Origin of the sequence: Halomonas sp. Cn5-12 (assembly GCF_021532545.1) — a bacterium.
In the GTDB taxonomy this organism is placed as follows: domain Bacteria; phylum Pseudomonadota; class Gammaproteobacteria; order Pseudomonadales; family Halomonadaceae; genus Vreelandella; species Vreelandella aquamarina.
This window is the reverse complement of sequence record NZ_JAKGAY010000034.1, coordinates 1-15,972: the sequence shown is the minus strand read 5'-3', so window position 1 is coordinate 15,972 and position 15,972 is coordinate 1. Positions and strand designations below refer to the sequence as shown.

Genomic DNA, 15,972 nt, shown 5'->3' with positions numbered 1-15,972 from the left:
CATTACATTTAATAAAGATAATAAAGGAGTGATAAATGTCACATTTAATGACCTTTCCACCGCAGCAGGCACTGATTGGTGGAGAGTGGATAAAGACGACGGCTACGTTACAGGTAGAGGCCCCTGCCACTGGAGAGCCATTGGCGCGCATTGCACGTAGCCAAGTGGAGGAGGTAAATGCAGCAGTAAAAGCAGCACGGCTGGCCTTTTCCGGACAGTTAGGCGAGTGGGCTCATTGGTCTGCTCGTAAGCGCAGCGAATGGCTGTTGCGCTTTGCCGATGTGATCGAGGCACATCATGAACAGCTAGCACAGCTCGAGTGCGCCGATACCGGTAAGCCCATGACCCAAGCCAAAGGGGATATATCCGCCTGTGCACGCTATTTTCGCTTTTATGGTGGGGCGGCGGACAAGATTCACGGTGAGACCATTCCCTTTGAAACCGACTTCGCGGTAATGACACTGCGCGAGCCTTACGGTGTGTGTGCCCAAATTATTCCTTGGAACTATCCCTCTCAAATTTTCGGGCGCTGCGTGGCGGCTGGACTCGCCGCAGGTAACACTATCGTGCTTAAGCCCGCCGAAGATGCCTGCCTGAGCGTGCTGCGCATGTCGGAACTGGCGGTACAGCATGGGTTGCCCCCTGGTGCACTCAATGTAGTGCCGGGGCTAGGGTTTGAAGCGGGCGCGGCGCTGGCTGCCCATCCTCAGATTGACCACCTCTCCTTTACCGGCTCACCTGAAACCGGCACACATGTTGCCCAAGCGGCCGCGCAGCACCATGTGCCGGTCACGTTGGAGCTAGGTGGGAAATCGCCTCAACTCGTGTTTGCCGATGCAGATTTGGAGGAAGCGCTGTCTGCGGTGGTACGTGGGATTATCCAGAATGCTGGTCAGACCTGTTCCGCAGGTAGCCGTCTGCTAGTACAGCGTGAAATCGCTGATAACGTAATTGATAATCTATGCAAGCGCTTTAACGCCCTGCGCTGTGATACCGGTGAAGCCGATGCCGACTGTGGTCCATTAATCAACGCGCGCCAAAAAGCTAAGCTGGAAGAACGTTTGTCGGCGGCCAAAGCCGATGGCATTCGCGTCGCGGCTATAGGAAAACTAACGTCGAGCGTACCATCCGGAGGCCATTTCGTGCTGCCTCAACTGTTGACCGATATTCCGGATGGGCATGAAGTGCTTCGGGAGGAGCTGTTTGGCCCCGTGCTGGTGGTGCAGGTGTTCGAGGATGAAGCCGAAGCGCTTGCACTCGCTAATGCCACCGATTTTGGCCTGTGTGCCGGTATTTGGACTCGCGACGGCGGACGTCAGCTACGCTTGGCAAAAGGTATCCGCAGTGGCCAAGTGTTCATCAATAACTACGGAGCTGCCGGTGGCGTAGAGCTTCCCTTTGGTGGTGTTGGACGTTCAGGACATGGTCGGGAAAAGGGCTTTGAAGGGCTGAGAAGCTATACACGTATCAAGACTATCGCTATCAAGCACGGCTAGCACGGACATCTACGTAAAAGGAGTTATTATAATGACAACATCTCGCCAAATAGGCGTCGTCGGCGTAGGCCTGATGGGCCACGGGATCGCCAGCAGCCTGCTACGTGCTGGCTATCAGGTATGTTTTCTTGAACACCCAGGTAATCAGCCAGTGGATGATCTAGTGGCCGCTGGCGCCAGTGCGCTGAGTTCTGGTCGGGAGGTGGCACAGAGCGCAGAGGTGGTGATTCTGTGCGTTACTGGCTCGCCTCAAATAGAAGCCGTGTTGTTTGAACCCAATGGCGTATTAGAAGGGCTAGTCCCTGGCAGTGTTATCGTAGATTGCTCCACTGCTCTACCTAGTTCGACAGAAAAAGTCGCTGTCAGAGTCACGGAGGCAGGCGGACGCTTTATGGATGCCGCCATGACACGCACGCCTAAAGAAGCAGCAGAAGGGCGGCTTAACTTGATTGTTGGCGCGCCAAAGGCGCTGTTCGATGAAATGCTGCCTCTGCTGCAGGGTTTTGCCGAAAATATTGCCTATGCAGGCGAAGTTGGTGCGGGACACACTCTTAAGCTGTTGCACAATTTTGTTTCGCTTGGCTTTTCTGCGGTATTGGCGGAAGCCACTGCCGCTTCACGTAAAGCAGGCATCAGTGATAATGCTTTGCTTGATGTGCTTGGTGCAGGCGGCGGTGGGGGGGTCGTGCTTGAGCGGTTGCGCCCTTATATCGCTGACAATGACCCTTCTGGATTCAGGTTTACGATTGCCAATGCAAGCAAGGATCTCGGTTACTACCACACAATGACCCACGACTTAGCTGTGGAAGGTGGTATTGCCAAAGTCGTTCGAGATTTATACCAATCGGTGGAAGATCAGCAACTATCAATACCTGAGCTAATCGGCGTATTAGAACGCCGATAGCCTGAGCATCAACGCCGCCCATACGCCATTAAAAACACGTCTACAGCGCTGGTGATCTGGTGCTTTAGCTCGTCATCCGTGGGCGGTGGGCGTACGCCCATACGAACTTCTTTGGTCAGCATTCCCTGCCACATGCTGCAGAGTTGATCGGCAGCTAGTGCGGGGGCGGGCAGGGTGAGGTGGCCTGCGCTGGCCAGTCCTTCCAGTTTTTCCCGCAGCCACTGGCTAATAGCCCAGGGGCCTGCCTCAAAAAAAGCCTGTAACAGCTTGGGGTACTGCTCGCCCTGCTGACTCATCACCCGTTCGACCGCCAATACATGGGGCTCCAGTACAAAGCGCACCATGCCGATGCCTACCTCGATGAGCGATTGGCGTACCGCGTCGTGGGTGTCGGGGAGCTGCTCTAACCCTTGCCGAATTGTTGCGGTTTCTCGCCGTATCAAACCCTTACCAGGGCGGAAGACCCACACCTTGTCGCACGCATTGCCACCGTGCTGGCACCGTACCCAGGGGCGACTCCCGAACAAATCGAAGCCTTGGTCGCGCGTCCTATCGAACAGGAGCTACGCACCATTGCTGAGATTGATGTGCTGGAGTCTACCTCGCGGCAAGGCATTGCCGTGCTCAGCCTGGAACTGAGCGACGCGGTGACCAATGTCACGCCGGTGTGGAGCCGCGTGCGCGATAAGCTCAGCGATGTAGCGCCCTCGCTACCGGAAGGCGTGCAAACGCCGGAGTTGTTGGATGACCGTGGCTATGCGTTCAGTATTGTGGCCGCGCTGCGCTGGACGTTGGATACCCCGCCCAATCCACAGCTGATGGAGCGCTATGCCGAACGCCTAGAAGATCAGTTACGGCAGGTGGCGGGCACCGAATATACCCACCGTTTTGGCGTCGCCGGGGAGCAGGTCGAGGTGATGGTAGACCCGCTGGAACTGAATGCGTTAGGACTCTCGGTTGGTCAGCTTGCCGGGGCCATTGAGGCGAGCGACGGCCGCCGCACGGCTGGCGAGGTGGTCACACAAGGGCATCGGCTAACGGTGGGCTTGAGCGGCGAGTTTGATGCGCTTGACCGGCTGCGAGAGATCAACGTCACCACCCAGCAGGGCCAGAGCGTCAAGCTAGGGGAAATTGCCGAGCTGCGCCGTGGTGTTCAAGACCCACCTAGCGCGGTGGCGCTGCTAAACGGTGAGCGGGCCGTATTTGTAGGTGCTCGTATGGTGCCGGGCCAGCGTATCGATGCGTGGGTTGAGCGTGCCCAGGCGCAACTAGCGGCGTTTGACGATGAACTGCCGATAGGGCTGGCGGTAGAAGAAGTCTTTGAGCAGGCCAGCTATACCAACCAGCGTCTCAGTGATGTAGCGATTAGCCTGCTGATGGGCCTGGTGCTGGTGGTCGCGATTCTATTTCTCACGATGGGATGGCGCTCTGCGCTCACCGTAGGGCTGGCCATTCCGGCGACGGCGCTGCTCACCCTGGCGCTGTTCAAGCCGCTGGGGATGGAAATCCACCAGATGAGCATCATCGGTATTATTGTCGCATTGGGGCTGATGGTGGATAACGCCATTGTGATGACCAATGCCCTGCGTGAGCGCTTCCTTCAGGGGGATTCAGCGCTGGCCGCGACTCGGGATGCGTTGCGCCATTTGGCGGTACCGCTGCTCGCCAGTACGCTCACGACCATTTTGGCGTTTATGCCCATCGTGCTGATGCCAGGCCCCGCCGGTGAGTTTGTCGGGCCGCTCGCCATGGCGGTCATGGTGGCGCTGGTCAGCTCTTATCTGATTTCGCTGCTGCTGGTGCCTGCGCTTTCGCCCATGCTGCTGGCCAAGGTAGCCGCTAAACCGCCTGCCCCGCGGGATAATATAATGAAGCGGGCGTTTCGCGGCACGATTCGCAGCACACTGCGCCACCCCGTGGCGGCGATGGTGATCACCCTCTGTGTGCCGGTAGGTGGAATAGCGCTGATGCCAACGCTAGACGTAGCGTTCTTCCCTCTCGCCGACCGCGACCAGTTCCATATTGAAGTGCGCTTGCCCGCCGCCAGTAGTATCGCCAAGACAGAGGCGCTGGCCCACGAAGTAGAGAGCATGGTGCGCGAGCTGCCGGGTGTAGTGCGTGTCTCGTCGTTTATCGGCGAAAGTGCGCCGATGATGTATTACAACGTGTTAACTAATGAAGATAACAACCCCGCCTTCCTTCATCTGATCGTCGATACGGTATCGTTAGAGGCCACCAATCAACAGGTGCCGGGGCTGCAGCAATCTCTGGATAAGCGCTTTCCTCAAGCCCAAAGCGTTGTGCGCAAATACGAGCAAGGCTCGCCTTTTAAAGCGCCCATTGAGCTTCGCGTGTATGGCGATGATCTGGAGGTGCTCTCCTCCCTGGGCCTGGAGCTAGCGGGCCTGATGCACCAGCTTCCCCAGGTAACCCACGTGCGCGCAGGGATGCAGCGTGATTTACCTCGGCTAGTGCTTGATGTCGACCACACCGCATTGAGCGATGCAGGGCTGACGACGCAGAGCCTGGCGGAACAGGTAGGTGCTGCCCTCTCCGGCCAGCCTGCCGGTATGTTGTTGGAAGATACACAACAACTACCGATACGTGTGCGTTATGCCGATGGGTGGCGTACTGATGCCGAGCAGCTAGCTGCACTGCGTTTGGTGAGTGACCAAGTGGCTGAAGGCTTACCGTTAGCGGCTGTTGCTGAAAGCTATCTTGCCCCTTCATGGAGTGTGATTACCCGACGAAATGCCGAGCGAGTGCAGCTGGTGCAAGGCTATTTAGTGGCGGATGCGCTACCGGCCGTATCCATGGCGCAGTTAGATGCCAAGCTTCAGGCAGCGCTTGAGAACGGTGAGCTGACGTTGCCCGCTGGATACCGTATTGAAACAGGGGGCGAGGCCGCTGAGCGTGATGAGGCCGTCGGTAAACTACTCGCCTCGGTGGTGCTGCTGGTGATTGCCATGGTGGCTACGGTGGTGCTGGCGTTTAACTCCTTCCGCCGCGCCGCCATTGTCTTTATCGCTGGAGCACAGGCCATGGGCATGGGGATTGTGGCGCTGCTGATGAGTGGTCATGCGTTTGGCTTCGTGATTATCGTCGGCATTATGGGATTGGTCGGTGTCGCCATTAACGCCACCATCATTATTATTGCCGCCTTTGATGACGATCCGGCCGCCCGGCAAGGCGATATAGACGCGATGCTCGCGGTCATCAGCGGCCCCACGAGTCGGCACATTGTGTCTACTACTATCACTACTTTTGCGGGGCTCATTCCTCTTATGGTGGCCGCAGGCGGGCTATGGCCGCCCTTCGCGCAAACCGTAGGCTTTGGATTACTCTTGGCTACGTTGGTGTCGTTTTTCTTTACGCCAGCACTCTACAGGCTGTGGGTGGCCTCTTCTGGTGGTGAAAGCAGTCACAGCTGATGCCATAGCATCGCCAGACAGCCGTTCACTGCGCGGCAAGAGCAAAGGTGAGGATAAGGGGCCAAACGGCCCCTTTATCGTTGATTCATCTAGCGGGTGGCGGCGAAAGAGGCGGTGGTGGAGTGATCCACCGCATCCGCCAGCATCTCGGCGGTGATCGCAGAGAGTGTCCAGCCCAGGTGGCCGTGGCCCGTGTTGTAGAACACCGTCGGCAAGCGGCCCGGGCCCACTTTGGGCAGCATGTTCGGCATCATCGGACGCAGGCCAGCCCAGGGGACGACCCGCTGGGTGCTGACACCGGGAAAGCACTGCTCTACCCAGCGCACCAGCGGCTGAATGCGGTCGTTACGAATATCGCGGTTCGCGCCGTTAAACTCAGCGGTACCGGCCACGCGGAAGCGGTCGTTGCCCAGGCGGCTGGTCACCAGTTTGGTTTCGTCATCCAGCAGGCTCACGGTGGGAGCGGCCTGTTGCGAGGCTTCGTCGTCCAGCTGCACGGTGATCGAGTAGCCCTTCACCGGGTAGATATTGACGCGGTCACCCAGCTTGGCGGCGATGGCACGACTGCCAACGCCCGCACACACCACCACGCTATCAAAGCTTTGGCGTATTTCTTCCCCGTCGATTGAAGCGCTGACCCAGGCACTGTTTTCATCCGCACCCAGGTTGGTCACCTGATGGCCGTAGTTCAGCTTCACGCCGCGTTTAGCCGCGGCCTTGGCGAGGCCGTTGGTGTATTTGTGAATATCCCCTGTGGCATCGCTTTCGGTAAAGAAGCCGCCGTAATAGCTACCCGCCAGCGTGGGTTCGATGGCGCGCATTTCCTCCGGGGTCACGGCACGGCGCTCAAGCCCGCCTTGGTGCAGAAGCTGTGAGACCTTAGCGGCATGCTCGTAGCCCACTTTATCGCGGTAGATATGCAGAATGCCTTTCTGTTTCACGTCAAAGTTGATCTGCTCGTCTCGCGCCCACTGAAACAGATGTTCCCGAGCTGCAATGGCGAGACGCGCTGTTTCGGTGGTGTTGTCGGCATAGCGAGGAATGGCGGCGATGAACTCGGCAAACCAGCTCAGCTTGTGCCAGGTAGGGCGAGGATTGACGAGCAGCGGGGCGTCGTTTTTCAGCATCCAGCGCAGGCCTTTGATGACCGTAGGCCAGTGGTTCCACACCTCTGCGTTGGAGGCAGACAGCTGCCCACCGTTGGCAAACGAGGTTTCCATGGCGGCGTAGCGATGTTTTTCGAAGACGGTGACGTCGAAACCGCGCTTTACGAGGGCGTAGGCACTGGTGATGCCAGTGATCCCACCGCCAATGATGGCAATGCGTTGCATGAGTCTCTCCACAGATTGTATGAGCGTCGGGCGATACCCCCAGCAAACATGTTTGCTAGGCGTACCCCTTCCGTCATGGAACCTGAGAGATTCACGCCGATGAGGTGGCGCTTGCTCCTTCGGTGGGCTGAGTGACGCAGTCATCAACCGCTCTTCGGAACGTAATAGTAAAACGTTAGCCGTTGCGGTCCGTTGGCCTGAGAGTTTCCGGGGTCGTTGCTCCTTCGGCGCTGGTGTCGTACACCAGTCTCTCCCGCAAATGCGTACTTAACGTTGTAACGCGGCGGTGCTAAAAAGGGAATAGGCGAAAAGTGGAAGCCGCTCAATCGCGTGGTTTTGCCAGTTTGCGTGTTTTCACACACAATGCTCGCTATCTTCAACTCGCTATTCTCGATCAATTATCTTCAAGCAATGGACAACGCGCATGCAGGCAAACGGATTTTTTGAGGGCATTGGCGAGGCGATTGGCGATGCGATCCGCATCGTGGTCGAGTTCTTGCTGGGTATCTTCACCAACTTTTTCGGTGCCTTCGACGACTTTATCGGCGGGCTGACGCGCTCGCTGGGGATTAACGACTCGTTTTTAAGCCTAGCCATACTGCTGATTGGCCTGCTGGTGCTATGGGGCGGGCTGCGTGCGTTTTTGCGTGGCTCCATTATTGGCGGCATTTTCCGCACGCTGATTGGGCTGTTTATCCTGTCGTGGCTGATGATGTAGCGCCCCGACCACCGACCCACGCCTGCGCAACGCCGCAGGCGATCACTAGCCCACAGCCGCTTAACTGCAAAGGCGAAAGCGCTTCGCCAAACAGGCTCCAGCCAAAAATCACCACCGCCGCCGGCTCACAGTAGGCCAGCGTGCCGTATAGCGCGGTGGGCAGGCGGTTAATCGCCATCACTGCACACAGCAGCGCCAAAAAACCGGGCACAAGGCCTGCAGCTAACAACCACGGTACTTGCCATGCGCTGGCGGTTAGCCCTGCTGGCTGCCATAGCGCAAACGGCAAGATCACCAGCGCCCCGACCGCCAACTGCCAGAAGGCGCAGGTGCGGTCATCCAGGTGGCGCGGCAATCGGCGGTTCGTCAGGATAAAACCGCTGTAAGCTAGCATGGCCGCTAAGCCAAAACCCATGCCAATCACGTCCTGCTGATCGTCCAGGTTGAGCCGAAACTCCTGCATCATCGCGAACCCAAACAGCGCCAAGCCAATGAGCGAAACCTGCGCCGCTGCAAGCCGTTCGTTAAATAGCGCATGGGCCGCGATAGCCGCCACAATCGGCGCGAGATACACCATCAAAATGGCGTTGGCCATTTGGGTGTAGTTCATCGCCTGCACGTAAAACAGGATGAACGCCGCCAGCAAACTACCGCTAATCACCACCTGCCGCCCTGGCAGTGTAGTGAGCCCTGCATGGCGTTTTGTCAGCAGTAAATAGCCGAGCAAAAACAGCGCCCCCAGCCCCAACCGGTAGAAGGTAATGCTCTCTGCATTCAGCCCGGTGATGCGCGAGATCACGCCGATGGTGGCCATGCCCACGGCAGCCACTATCGCTAGCAATAGGCTGGAAGGAGCAATGGTGAGCGAGGGAGTCGGTAGTGGCATGCTGGTCGTCCTTGAGCGAGTTTCATGAGCATATGACGCATTGTCATTTGCTTCTTTGGTGCATTTTGTCATCATCTGCACTCTTTTTGTGCAAAGGCGAGTGCGATGAAAACGGATCTTGGCAAGATGCGCGGAGAACGAACGCCGCGCCCCCGGGTAGGCTGGCGAGATGCCTGCTGGTCGTGGCTGGGTGCCTTTACTGGCATGGCGCTGATTTGCTGGCTAAGCGCCGAGTGGCTCTCCCAGCAGCTGTTGATCGTGGGCTCGTTCGGGGCAACCTCGGTGCTGATTTACGCCGCCCCGGAAAGCCCCTTTGCCCAGCCCAGCCATGTGCTGTTTGGCAGCGTGCTCTCTGCCTGTGTGGGCGTGGGCTGCTATCAACTGTTGGGGGCCACGCCGCTTTCCATGGCGTTGGCGGTGTCGCTCTCCATTTTGGTCATGCAGCTTACCCATACCGTTCACCCGCCAGGGGCTGCCGCTGCGCTGATTGCCGTGGCAGGCGGTGCCAGCGTGCATCAGTTGGGCTGGTGGTATCCGCTGATCCCCATTGGCGCAGGCTGCATCGTCATGCTGGTGGTGGCGATTCTGGTCAATAACCTGGCGCGCCACCGCCGCTATCCGCGCTACTGGTAGCGCTGTAGCTGCGCTTCCAGGGCAAAAATATGCGCATCTTCGGTGCCCAACTCGCGCAGCGCTTGGGCGAGGTTCAGCAAGTAAGCGCTGTTGGGGCCGCTGGGGCCATGGGCCTGGGCTATTTGCTGGGCGATATCGGCCAGCGGGGCATCGCCTAAAAACGCCGGGTTGTCTTCGCTGGCCAGATAAATCAGCCCCTCGCTAGGCGCTTGGTCGGCGTCAGGGTTACCCGCTTCATCCAAAAACGTCAGCGTGACTTTTTCCCGCAGGTAGCCGTTTTTCTCCCGCACATCCAACGGTGCGAGCACCTCTGGGGTGATGCGGTAGGCCATGCCGTGACACACCGCGCCTTCGGCCCGAATCAACGTCGCCACACGCCCCGGGGCTTCGGGGGTGCCGCGATGGTCGTGGGAGCCCTGCCAAAAGCGCCGCGCCCAGCCGGTAATGGCCGCAGGGCGGCGCTCCAGATAGTCGAAATCAGCCTTCCAAATCAGCGAACCGTAGCCAAAAAGCCAGATATCCGCATGGCCGTCGAAGAAGTTTCTTTGCTGGTTTAACGTCGTGGTATCAAGCAACATAAGCGATCTACATTTGTGACCAAAGTGGCTGCACGCGCATGGCGTTAACGGTGGTTCATCATCCGGGTTATACGATTGATTTACCAGCCAGACGTAGTGCTCTATGACGCGGGGGTGGATGTGCATCACGACGACCGTCTAGGCTACCTCTCACTGAGCAGCGACGGCCTCTACGCCCGCGACCGCTATGTGCTCGACCTGTGTCGCCACGCGGCCTTCCCGTGGCGGCGGCAGACGTACTGGCGGCTCATTAACGCTCCGATTGAAAAGGATGAACGCGATGCGCGCTATTTTTCTGGTCGATAACGGCTCTCTGCGGCCTCAGGCAACCCACAGCCTGCGCCGCGTGGCGGCAGCGTTGAGCGAGACGCTAGGGGAGACTGTTCAGGCGGCCTCGCTGTTGCACTCCAATAAAATCCCCGCTGAAGAGGTCGACGGCATTCCCGCCATTACGTTAGGCCCCGCCGCCGAACGCAGCGCCGAGGCAGGCGCCACCGAGATTATCGTGCTGCCGTTTTTCTTCGGCCCCAGTAAAGCGCTAACGGGGTACTTGCCGGAGCGAATGGCCGCGTTGCAGGCACGCTTTCTTAACGTGTCGGTGCGGGTTGCGCAGCCGCTGGTGGATGAACTGGGGAATAACGACCTGCGCTTGGCACAGCTGTTGGCCGATAACGTACGTGCGCAGCTGTCTGAACAAGGCGCTGCCAAGATCGCACTGGTGGACCACGGCAGCCCTATCCCCGATGTTACCGCCGTGCGTAACCGCTTAGCGGGGCAATTGAGCGTGCTGTTGGGCGACGACGTGCATTGCGTGGCGGCTGCCTCCATGGAGCGCCGAGAAGGCGACGCATACCGCTTCAACGAGCCGCTGCTGGAGCATCTGCTGGATACGCCCGAGTTCAGCGCCAGCGGCGACGTGGTGCTGGCCATGCTGTTTCTCTCGCCTGGTCGCCATGCCGGTGAAGGCGGTGACATTGCCGAGATTTGCGCCGCCGCCCACCAGCGCCACCCAGGCCTGCGGGTGCGGCCGACGGCGCTGGTGGGCGAGCACCCTGCGATTGTCGATATCCTGACCACGCGACTTCGCCAAGCACTTGATGGCGAACGCTTTCTACTGGAAATGCCCGCCCAGCCGCCAAACGCCTGATGACCGGAAACGCGCCGGGGAGATGTAACGTCGCCCAAAGGCGCGTAGAATCGCGTGCTTTTGCACGCGTGCCGCTCTTCCACCAGGGCTATTTCGCCAACCAGGGTTTCTATCTTGATCGCAACCGCCAATATCACCATGCAGTTCGGGGCCAAGCCCCTGTTTGAAAACGTCTCCGTCAAGTTCAATAACGGCAATCGCTACGGCTTGATTGGCGCCAACGGCTGCGGCAAGTCTACCTTCATGAAAATCCTCGGCGGCGAGCTGGAGCCCTCTTCAGGGCAGGTGATGCTGGACAGCAGCACGCGGCTGGGCAAGCTGCGTCAGGACCAGTTTGCCTACGAAAACGAGCGGGTCATCGACACCGTCATTATGGGCAACGCCGAGCTGTGGAAAGTAGCCGCCGAGCGGGAGCGGATCTACTCGCTGCCCGAAATGAGCGAAGAAGACGGCATGGCCGTGGCCGACCTGGAAGTGCAGTATGCCGAGCTGGATGGCTACACCGCGGAGTCCCGCGCGGGCGAGCTGCTGCTGGGGCTGGGCATTCCCATCGAGCAGCACACCGGCCCCATGAGCGAAGTCGCCCCCGGCTGGAAGCTGCGCGTGCTGCTGGCCCAGGCACTGTTCTCCGACCCGGACGTACTGCTGCTCGACGAGCCTACCAACCACCTGGACATCAACACCATCCGCTGGCTGGAAGATATTCTGAAAGCGCGCAGCAGCACCATGGTGATCATTTCCCACGACCGCCACTTCCTGAACAGCGTCTGCACCCACATGGCCGACCTGGATTACGGCGAGATCACCCTGTTCCCCGGTAACTACGACGACTACATGACGGCGGCTACCGCTGCGCGTGAGCGTCAGTATGCCGACAACGCCAAGAAAAAAGCGCAAATTGCCGAGCTTCAGCAGTTCGTCAGCCGCTTCTCGGCGAACGCCTCCAAGGCCAAGCAGGCCACCTCCCGGGCGCGGCAGATCGACAAGATCAAGCTAGAAGACATCAAGCCCTCTAGCCGGGTGAGCCCGTTTATCCGCTTTGATCAAAACAAGAAGATCCACCGCAACGCGGTAAACGTCGATTCGATTACCAAAGGCTACGACGGCGAACCGCTGTTCAAGCGTTTTTCCATGACCGTGGAAGCGGGCGAGCGGATTGCCATTATCGGCCCCAACGGCATTGGTAAAACCACCCTGCTGAAAACCCTGGCCGGTGACCTGCGCCCCGATGCTGGCGAAGTGAAGTGGACCGACGCCGCCGAGCTGGGCATCTTCGCCCAGGACCATGCCGACGACTTCGCCAATGACGCCACCCTGTTCGAGTGGATGAGCCAGTGGACCAAAGGCGGCGAGCAGGTGGTGCGCGGCGCGTTGGGCCGCATGCTGTTTTCCAGCGACGATATCGGCAAATCGGTGAAGGTGATTTCCGGCGGCGAGCAGGGGCGGATGCTGTTCGGTAAGTTAACGCTCACCAATCCCAACGTGCTGCTGATGGACGAGCCCACCAACCACCTGGACATGGAATCCATCGAAGCGCTCAATTTGGCGCTGGAGAACTACCCCGGCACGCTGCTGTTCGTCAGCCACGACCGCGAGTTTGTCTCCAGCCTGGCCACGCGCATCATCGACATGCAGCCCGATGGCATCGTCGACTTCAGCGGCAGCTACGACGACTACCTGCGCAGTCAGGGCGTGATCTGAGTCAGCCGATGATCTGCGCGTAAGTGGATTCGCTGGCCGGTTCTCGGTCAGCGTCCAGCATGTCGCCGCTGAAGGTCTCGTTCATCTCCTTGGCGAGCTCTACATACACGTGCATCTGCTGATTGCGGCGTTTATGCAGCGGCGGCTTCACCAGCAGGCTCACACCACGGATCGGCTCGTGGGTTTCTCCCCTCAGCAGGTCGGGCATTTCCCCCGGCGGAAAAGCATTGGCCACGGTGATAGGGTTGGAGGGCTGCTGGCCGTCGATCAGAAAGACTTTCTTGATGGCGTCGTAATGGGCGCCTTTTTCCCTCAGCCACTCGGTCAGTCGGGCATCGGTCGAGGCATCCGGCTGATGGAAGATGACGAACAGCGAATGCTGTTTTACCTTGCCGGTTCGTTTGGTGGACGGCGGCGGCGGAGGCTCTTCAGCGGGCGGGGGCGTGGTGTCCTTGGCCACGGCGGGGGAGGGCTCCACGGCCTTTTTCCTGGCGAGCCGCCGCTTGGGCATGACGACGTAGATGAAAATCAACGCGGCCACCACGCCCAGTAACAAGGAGGCGAAAGCCAGCAGTACGGAAAGAGAAGTCATATCCATGGAGTGAATCCCTGTTGTCCGTTAACGCCTAGGCGCTATTCAACCGCCAGATGGAAGCATTGAGCGCCATAGACGGCCAGGCTGGCACCGCGCAGAGGCGCATCTTCGGTCATGTAGACCCGCCAGCCGTCGGGGGCGAAAGCGTGCCCCGTCATGGCGGCGGCTCCCACCAGCAGTAGCGAGACGAGCAGCGCCAGCAAAGAGCCGAACATGAGCGACCTATCCAGCAGTAGGGATATCGCGTTAAAACGATAGAATCAACAGATTAACAGTGTTTCACGCGTTCAAGGCATAAAAAAAGCACCACCTGAGTGATGCTTTTCATGCTTAAGGGTTCCCCCAAGTGGGGAAACCCTGAACACGCGTTGGCCTGAAACGTTTAGCCGATACGGTCGTAACCGTTATTCAGGAAAGGATAATCGGTGTAGCCCTTCTCATCGCCGCCATAGAACGTTTCATGGTTCGGCTCGGTGAGCGGGGCGTTCACACGGAAGCGTTCCGGCAAATCGGGGTTGGCGATGTAGGGGCGGCCAAAGGCCACGGCATCGGCGGTGTTTTCCTTGATGCGCGCTTCGGCACGCTCGGCGTCGTAGTTGCCGCAGTAGATCAGGCTGCCGCTGAAGCGCTCGCGCATCTGCTCGCGGAAACCATCGGGAAAAGTGATATCGCCACCTGCCCAGTTGGGCTCGTTCAGGTGCAGGTAGGCCAGGCCGCGCTTGGAAAGCTCTTCGGCCATGTAGAACGCCATGGCTTCCGGCTCGTCGTCGGTCAAGCCGAACAGCTCGATGAACGGCGTCATACGGATGCCGACACGCTCAGCACCAAACACTTCCACGACCGCATCGACCACTTCCAGCGGGAAGCGGGCACGGTTTTCCAGCGAACCGCCGTACTGGTCGGTGCGCTTATTGGTGCCGGTGGCCAGGAACTGGTTCAACAGGTAAGCGTTGGCAGCGTGTACTTCGACCATATCGAACCCGGCGCGCTTGGCGCGGATGGCCGCTTGGCGGTAATCATCCACGATACCGGGAATCTCGTCGGTTTCCAGCGCACGCGGCGTGCTGGTGGGGTGCTGACCAGCGGTGCCGTCTTCAAATTCAACAAAGCACTGAGCGCCTTCCCCTTTCAGCGCGCTGGGGGCAACCGGCTGCTGGCCGTTGGGCTGCACCATTTCATGGGAAACGCGGCCCACATGCCATAGCTGCAGGGCAATCCGGCCACCTTTGGCGTGAACCGCGTTCACGACGCCTTTCCAGCCCGCTTCCTGCTCATCGGTCCAGATGCCGGGCGTGTACACATAGCCACGGGCAGTGGGAGAGATGTTAGTGGCTTCGCTGATGATCAGGCCCGCACCGGCGCGCTGGCCGTAATAGGCTTCCTGCATTTTACCCGGCACGCTATCCGGCGTGCGCGAACGGGTCAGCGGCGCCATGATGACGCGGTTAGGAATGGTCAAGCTACCTAGCGTGGTGGGGGTAAACAGCGTCTCGTACGCCATAGGGCAAAACTCCTTTGCAGCAGTGGGTATCATCGTGGCAAACAGAATAGACCAGTTTACTAGTAAGCGCCAACAACGATGCTATGCCCTAATTAATGGGGGCGGACGCGCAAAACAAAACCCCGCCGAGGAAATGAGGCGGGGTTAGAGGGTGAATAACGTTTGTTCAGTGCCGTTGCCAAGGCCAGCGACGCTTAACCGGCGTATCGATTTGGCTAATGGCGCTGGTGAGCGGCAGCATGATCGCGCTGAGTTGGCGGTGGCAGACGGCGCTGCTGAGTACACCGGGACACTGTTTGAGCAGCAGGTCGCACTGTTGGGAGGCGATGAATAGCTGCTCCACGACCGCAGGCGCGAACAGCGGCTTGGCCTGCTGGCAGCAGCGGGTCAGCTCGCGGGAGAGCATGGAGAGCATGCTGGTGTCTAGCCAGCAGGGCAGCGGGTCTTCCAGCCGTCCGGCAATCGAGTGCTGAATGGCTTCAAACGAGGTGCGTAAAAATAGCAGAGTTTGACGAAGCTGACGCTGTTCACTGGTCATGGGACGTTCCTTCACCTCAACGGCTCTTTCTCTGCCAGGGGGATGGCTGAAAAGAGAGTGTTTCTCATTTTCATCTTTTGGTGAAGATAGCCTCCTTCAATCGCAGTGTCAATCCCGCCTTATTCACGAGGGCGCTGATTGAGCGGTCTGAAGGTACTGGCTGTTGGCATTGCTTATCAGGATTCGCATCTTCAGCGCGAGTGGCTGTTGAGTAATGCCAGAACGCAGCCCTTTTCCTACTTACTTATAGCTCTTTGGAATCAATGGCGGCCGTCCAAGCAGCCGTGATCGCCGACCGCCGCTCCGGTCGCTCGCTTTCTGATGCTGTGGTGGTCTCGCAGGAGCGTCAGCTCAGTGCGGTCAGCTTCGGCAGCCCCTTAAGCAAGGTCGGCCACCACTTGTCGGCGGCGGCACCCAGATGAACGGTGATTCGCCGAGCGTGCAGCCTCAGCGTGGCGGCGACCTTCAGCACCTGCTCGCGCATCCGGCTGAGGCTCCAGCCTTGCCGGGTCT

Annotated in this window: 16 protein-coding genes, 1 pseudogene and 2 riboswitches; of the genes and pseudogenes, 8 read left to right on the top strand and 9 right to left on the bottom strand. The window is 59.0% G+C overall.

What is annotated here, in order from left to right; translation table 11 throughout:
- Positions 1-35 precede the first annotated feature (35 nt).
- The gene (locus L1249_RS14805; protein ID WP_074211418.1) at positions 36-1,496 is read left to right on the top strand and encodes an aldehyde dehydrogenase family protein; all 1,461 of its coding nucleotides are present in this window, start codon (positions 36-38) and stop codon (positions 1,494-1,496) included.
- A 31-nt stretch (positions 1,497-1,527) separates the two neighbouring features.
- Positions 1,528-2,400 carry an NAD(P)-dependent oxidoreductase gene (locus L1249_RS14800; protein ID WP_074211419.1) on the top strand — a complete coding sequence of 291 codons (873 nt, stop codon included), beginning with the start codon at positions 1,528-1,530 and terminating at the stop codon, positions 2,398-2,400.
- Between the two features lie 8 nt (positions 2,401-2,408).
- Here the strand turns inward: L1249_RS14800 and L1249_RS14795 are convergent, their stop codons facing one another.
- Positions 2,409-2,843 carry a TetR/AcrR family transcriptional regulator C-terminal domain-containing protein gene (locus L1249_RS14795; protein ID WP_228168904.1) on the bottom strand — a complete coding sequence of 145 codons (435 nt, stop codon included), beginning with the start codon at positions 2,841-2,843 and terminating at the stop codon, positions 2,409-2,411.
- Here L1249_RS14795 and L1249_RS14790 point away from each other — a divergent pair.
- A complete protein-coding gene (locus L1249_RS14790) occupies positions 2,811-5,831 on the top strand; it encodes an efflux RND transporter permease subunit (RefSeq protein ID WP_235253685.1) in 3,021 nt (1,006 codons plus the stop codon). The genes L1249_RS14795 and L1249_RS14790 overlap by 33 nt on opposite strands.
- A gap of 89 nt (positions 5,832-5,920) precedes the next feature.
- Here L1249_RS14790 and L1249_RS14785 read toward each other — a convergent pair whose 3' ends face one another.
- Complete coding sequence (locus L1249_RS14785; RefSeq protein WP_137093911.1) at positions 5,921-7,162, bottom strand: D-amino acid dehydrogenase; 1,242 nt, start codon at positions 7,160-7,162, stop codon at positions 5,921-5,923.
- A gap of 60 nt (positions 7,163-7,222) precedes the next feature.
- Positions 7,223-7,330, bottom strand: a riboswitch (glycine riboswitch).
- A 7-nt stretch (positions 7,331-7,337) separates the two neighbouring features.
- Positions 7,338-7,428, bottom strand: a riboswitch (glycine riboswitch).
- A 158-nt stretch (positions 7,429-7,586) separates the two neighbouring features.
- Here L1249_RS14785 and L1249_RS14780 point away from each other — a divergent pair.
- Positions 7,587-7,880 (top strand): hypothetical protein, encoded by a 294-nt coding sequence (locus tag L1249_RS14780; protein WP_016915216.1) that lies wholly within the window; start codon positions 7,587-7,589, stop codon positions 7,878-7,880.
- On the opposite strand, the gene L1249_RS14775 is transcribed toward L1249_RS14780, so the two are convergent.
- Entirely contained in the window at positions 7,855-8,766 is a 912-nt protein-coding gene (locus L1249_RS14775; protein WP_213262632.1) for a DMT family transporter, read from the bottom strand. The two genes, L1249_RS14780 and L1249_RS14775, sit on opposite strands and share 26 nt — an antisense overlap.
- Positions 8,767-8,871: 105 nt before the next feature.
- Here L1249_RS14775 and L1249_RS14770 point away from each other — a divergent pair, with 105 nt between their 5' ends.
- On the top strand, positions 8,872-9,399 hold the full coding sequence (locus tag L1249_RS14770; RefSeq protein WP_235253682.1) for an HPP family protein: 528 nt from the start codon (positions 8,872-8,874) through the stop codon (positions 9,397-9,399).
- Here the strand turns inward: L1249_RS14770 and L1249_RS14765 are convergent.
- Positions 9,390-9,977 carry a gamma-glutamylcyclotransferase gene (locus L1249_RS14765; RefSeq protein WP_062374154.1) on the bottom strand — a complete coding sequence of 196 codons (588 nt, stop codon included), beginning with the start codon at positions 9,975-9,977 and terminating at the stop codon, positions 9,390-9,392. The two genes, L1249_RS14770 and L1249_RS14765, sit on opposite strands and share 10 nt — an antisense overlap.
- 75 nt (positions 9,978-10,052) lie before the next feature.
- Between L1249_RS14765 and L1249_RS14760 the strand changes: the two genes are divergently transcribed.
- The 3 genes from L1249_RS14760 (at position 10,053) to L1249_RS14750 (ending at position 12,825) form a co-directional block, all read left to right on the top strand.
- On the top strand, positions 10,053-10,283 hold the full coding sequence (locus L1249_RS14760) for a hypothetical protein (protein WP_235253680.1): 231 nt from the start codon (positions 10,053-10,055) through the stop codon (positions 10,281-10,283).
- Entirely contained in the window at positions 10,258-11,124 is an 867-nt protein-coding gene (locus tag L1249_RS14755; RefSeq protein ID WP_235253679.1) for a sirohydrochlorin chelatase, read from the top strand. The genes L1249_RS14760 and L1249_RS14755 overlap by 26 nt, the downstream gene beginning before the upstream one ends.
- Positions 11,125-11,238: 114 nt before the next feature.
- Positions 11,239-12,825, top strand: a complete 1,587-nt coding sequence (locus tag L1249_RS14750) for an ABC-F family ATPase (RefSeq protein ID WP_044630180.1) — start codon at positions 11,239-11,241, stop codon at positions 12,823-12,825.
- Between the two features lies 1 nt (position 12,826).
- Here the strand turns inward: L1249_RS14750 and L1249_RS14745 are convergent, their stop codons facing one another.
- From L1249_RS14745 to L1249_RS14725, 5 genes and pseudogenes are all read right to left on the bottom strand, one after another.
- Positions 12,827-13,423 (bottom strand): cell division protein ZipA C-terminal FtsZ-binding domain-containing protein, encoded by a 597-nt coding sequence (locus tag L1249_RS14745; RefSeq protein WP_172416595.1) that lies wholly within the window; start codon positions 13,421-13,423, stop codon positions 12,827-12,829.
- A gap of 35 nt (positions 13,424-13,458) precedes the next feature.
- On the bottom strand, positions 13,459-13,635 hold the full coding sequence (locus L1249_RS14740) for a hypothetical protein (protein WP_197746064.1): 177 nt from the start codon (positions 13,633-13,635) through the stop codon (positions 13,459-13,461).
- A 167-nt stretch (positions 13,636-13,802) separates the two neighbouring features.
- Entirely contained in the window at positions 13,803-14,921 is a 1,119-nt protein-coding gene (locus L1249_RS14735; protein WP_058578101.1) for an alkene reductase, read from the bottom strand.
- A gap of 166 nt (positions 14,922-15,087) precedes the next feature.
- Positions 15,088-15,459 carry a hypothetical protein gene (locus tag L1249_RS14730; protein ID WP_054641732.1) on the bottom strand — a complete coding sequence of 124 codons (372 nt, stop codon included), beginning with the start codon at positions 15,457-15,459 and terminating at the stop codon, positions 15,088-15,090.
- Between the two features lie 346 nt (positions 15,460-15,805).
- Positions 15,806-15,972, bottom strand: a pseudogene (locus tag L1249_RS14725) (IS1380 family transposase); the annotation flags it as partial.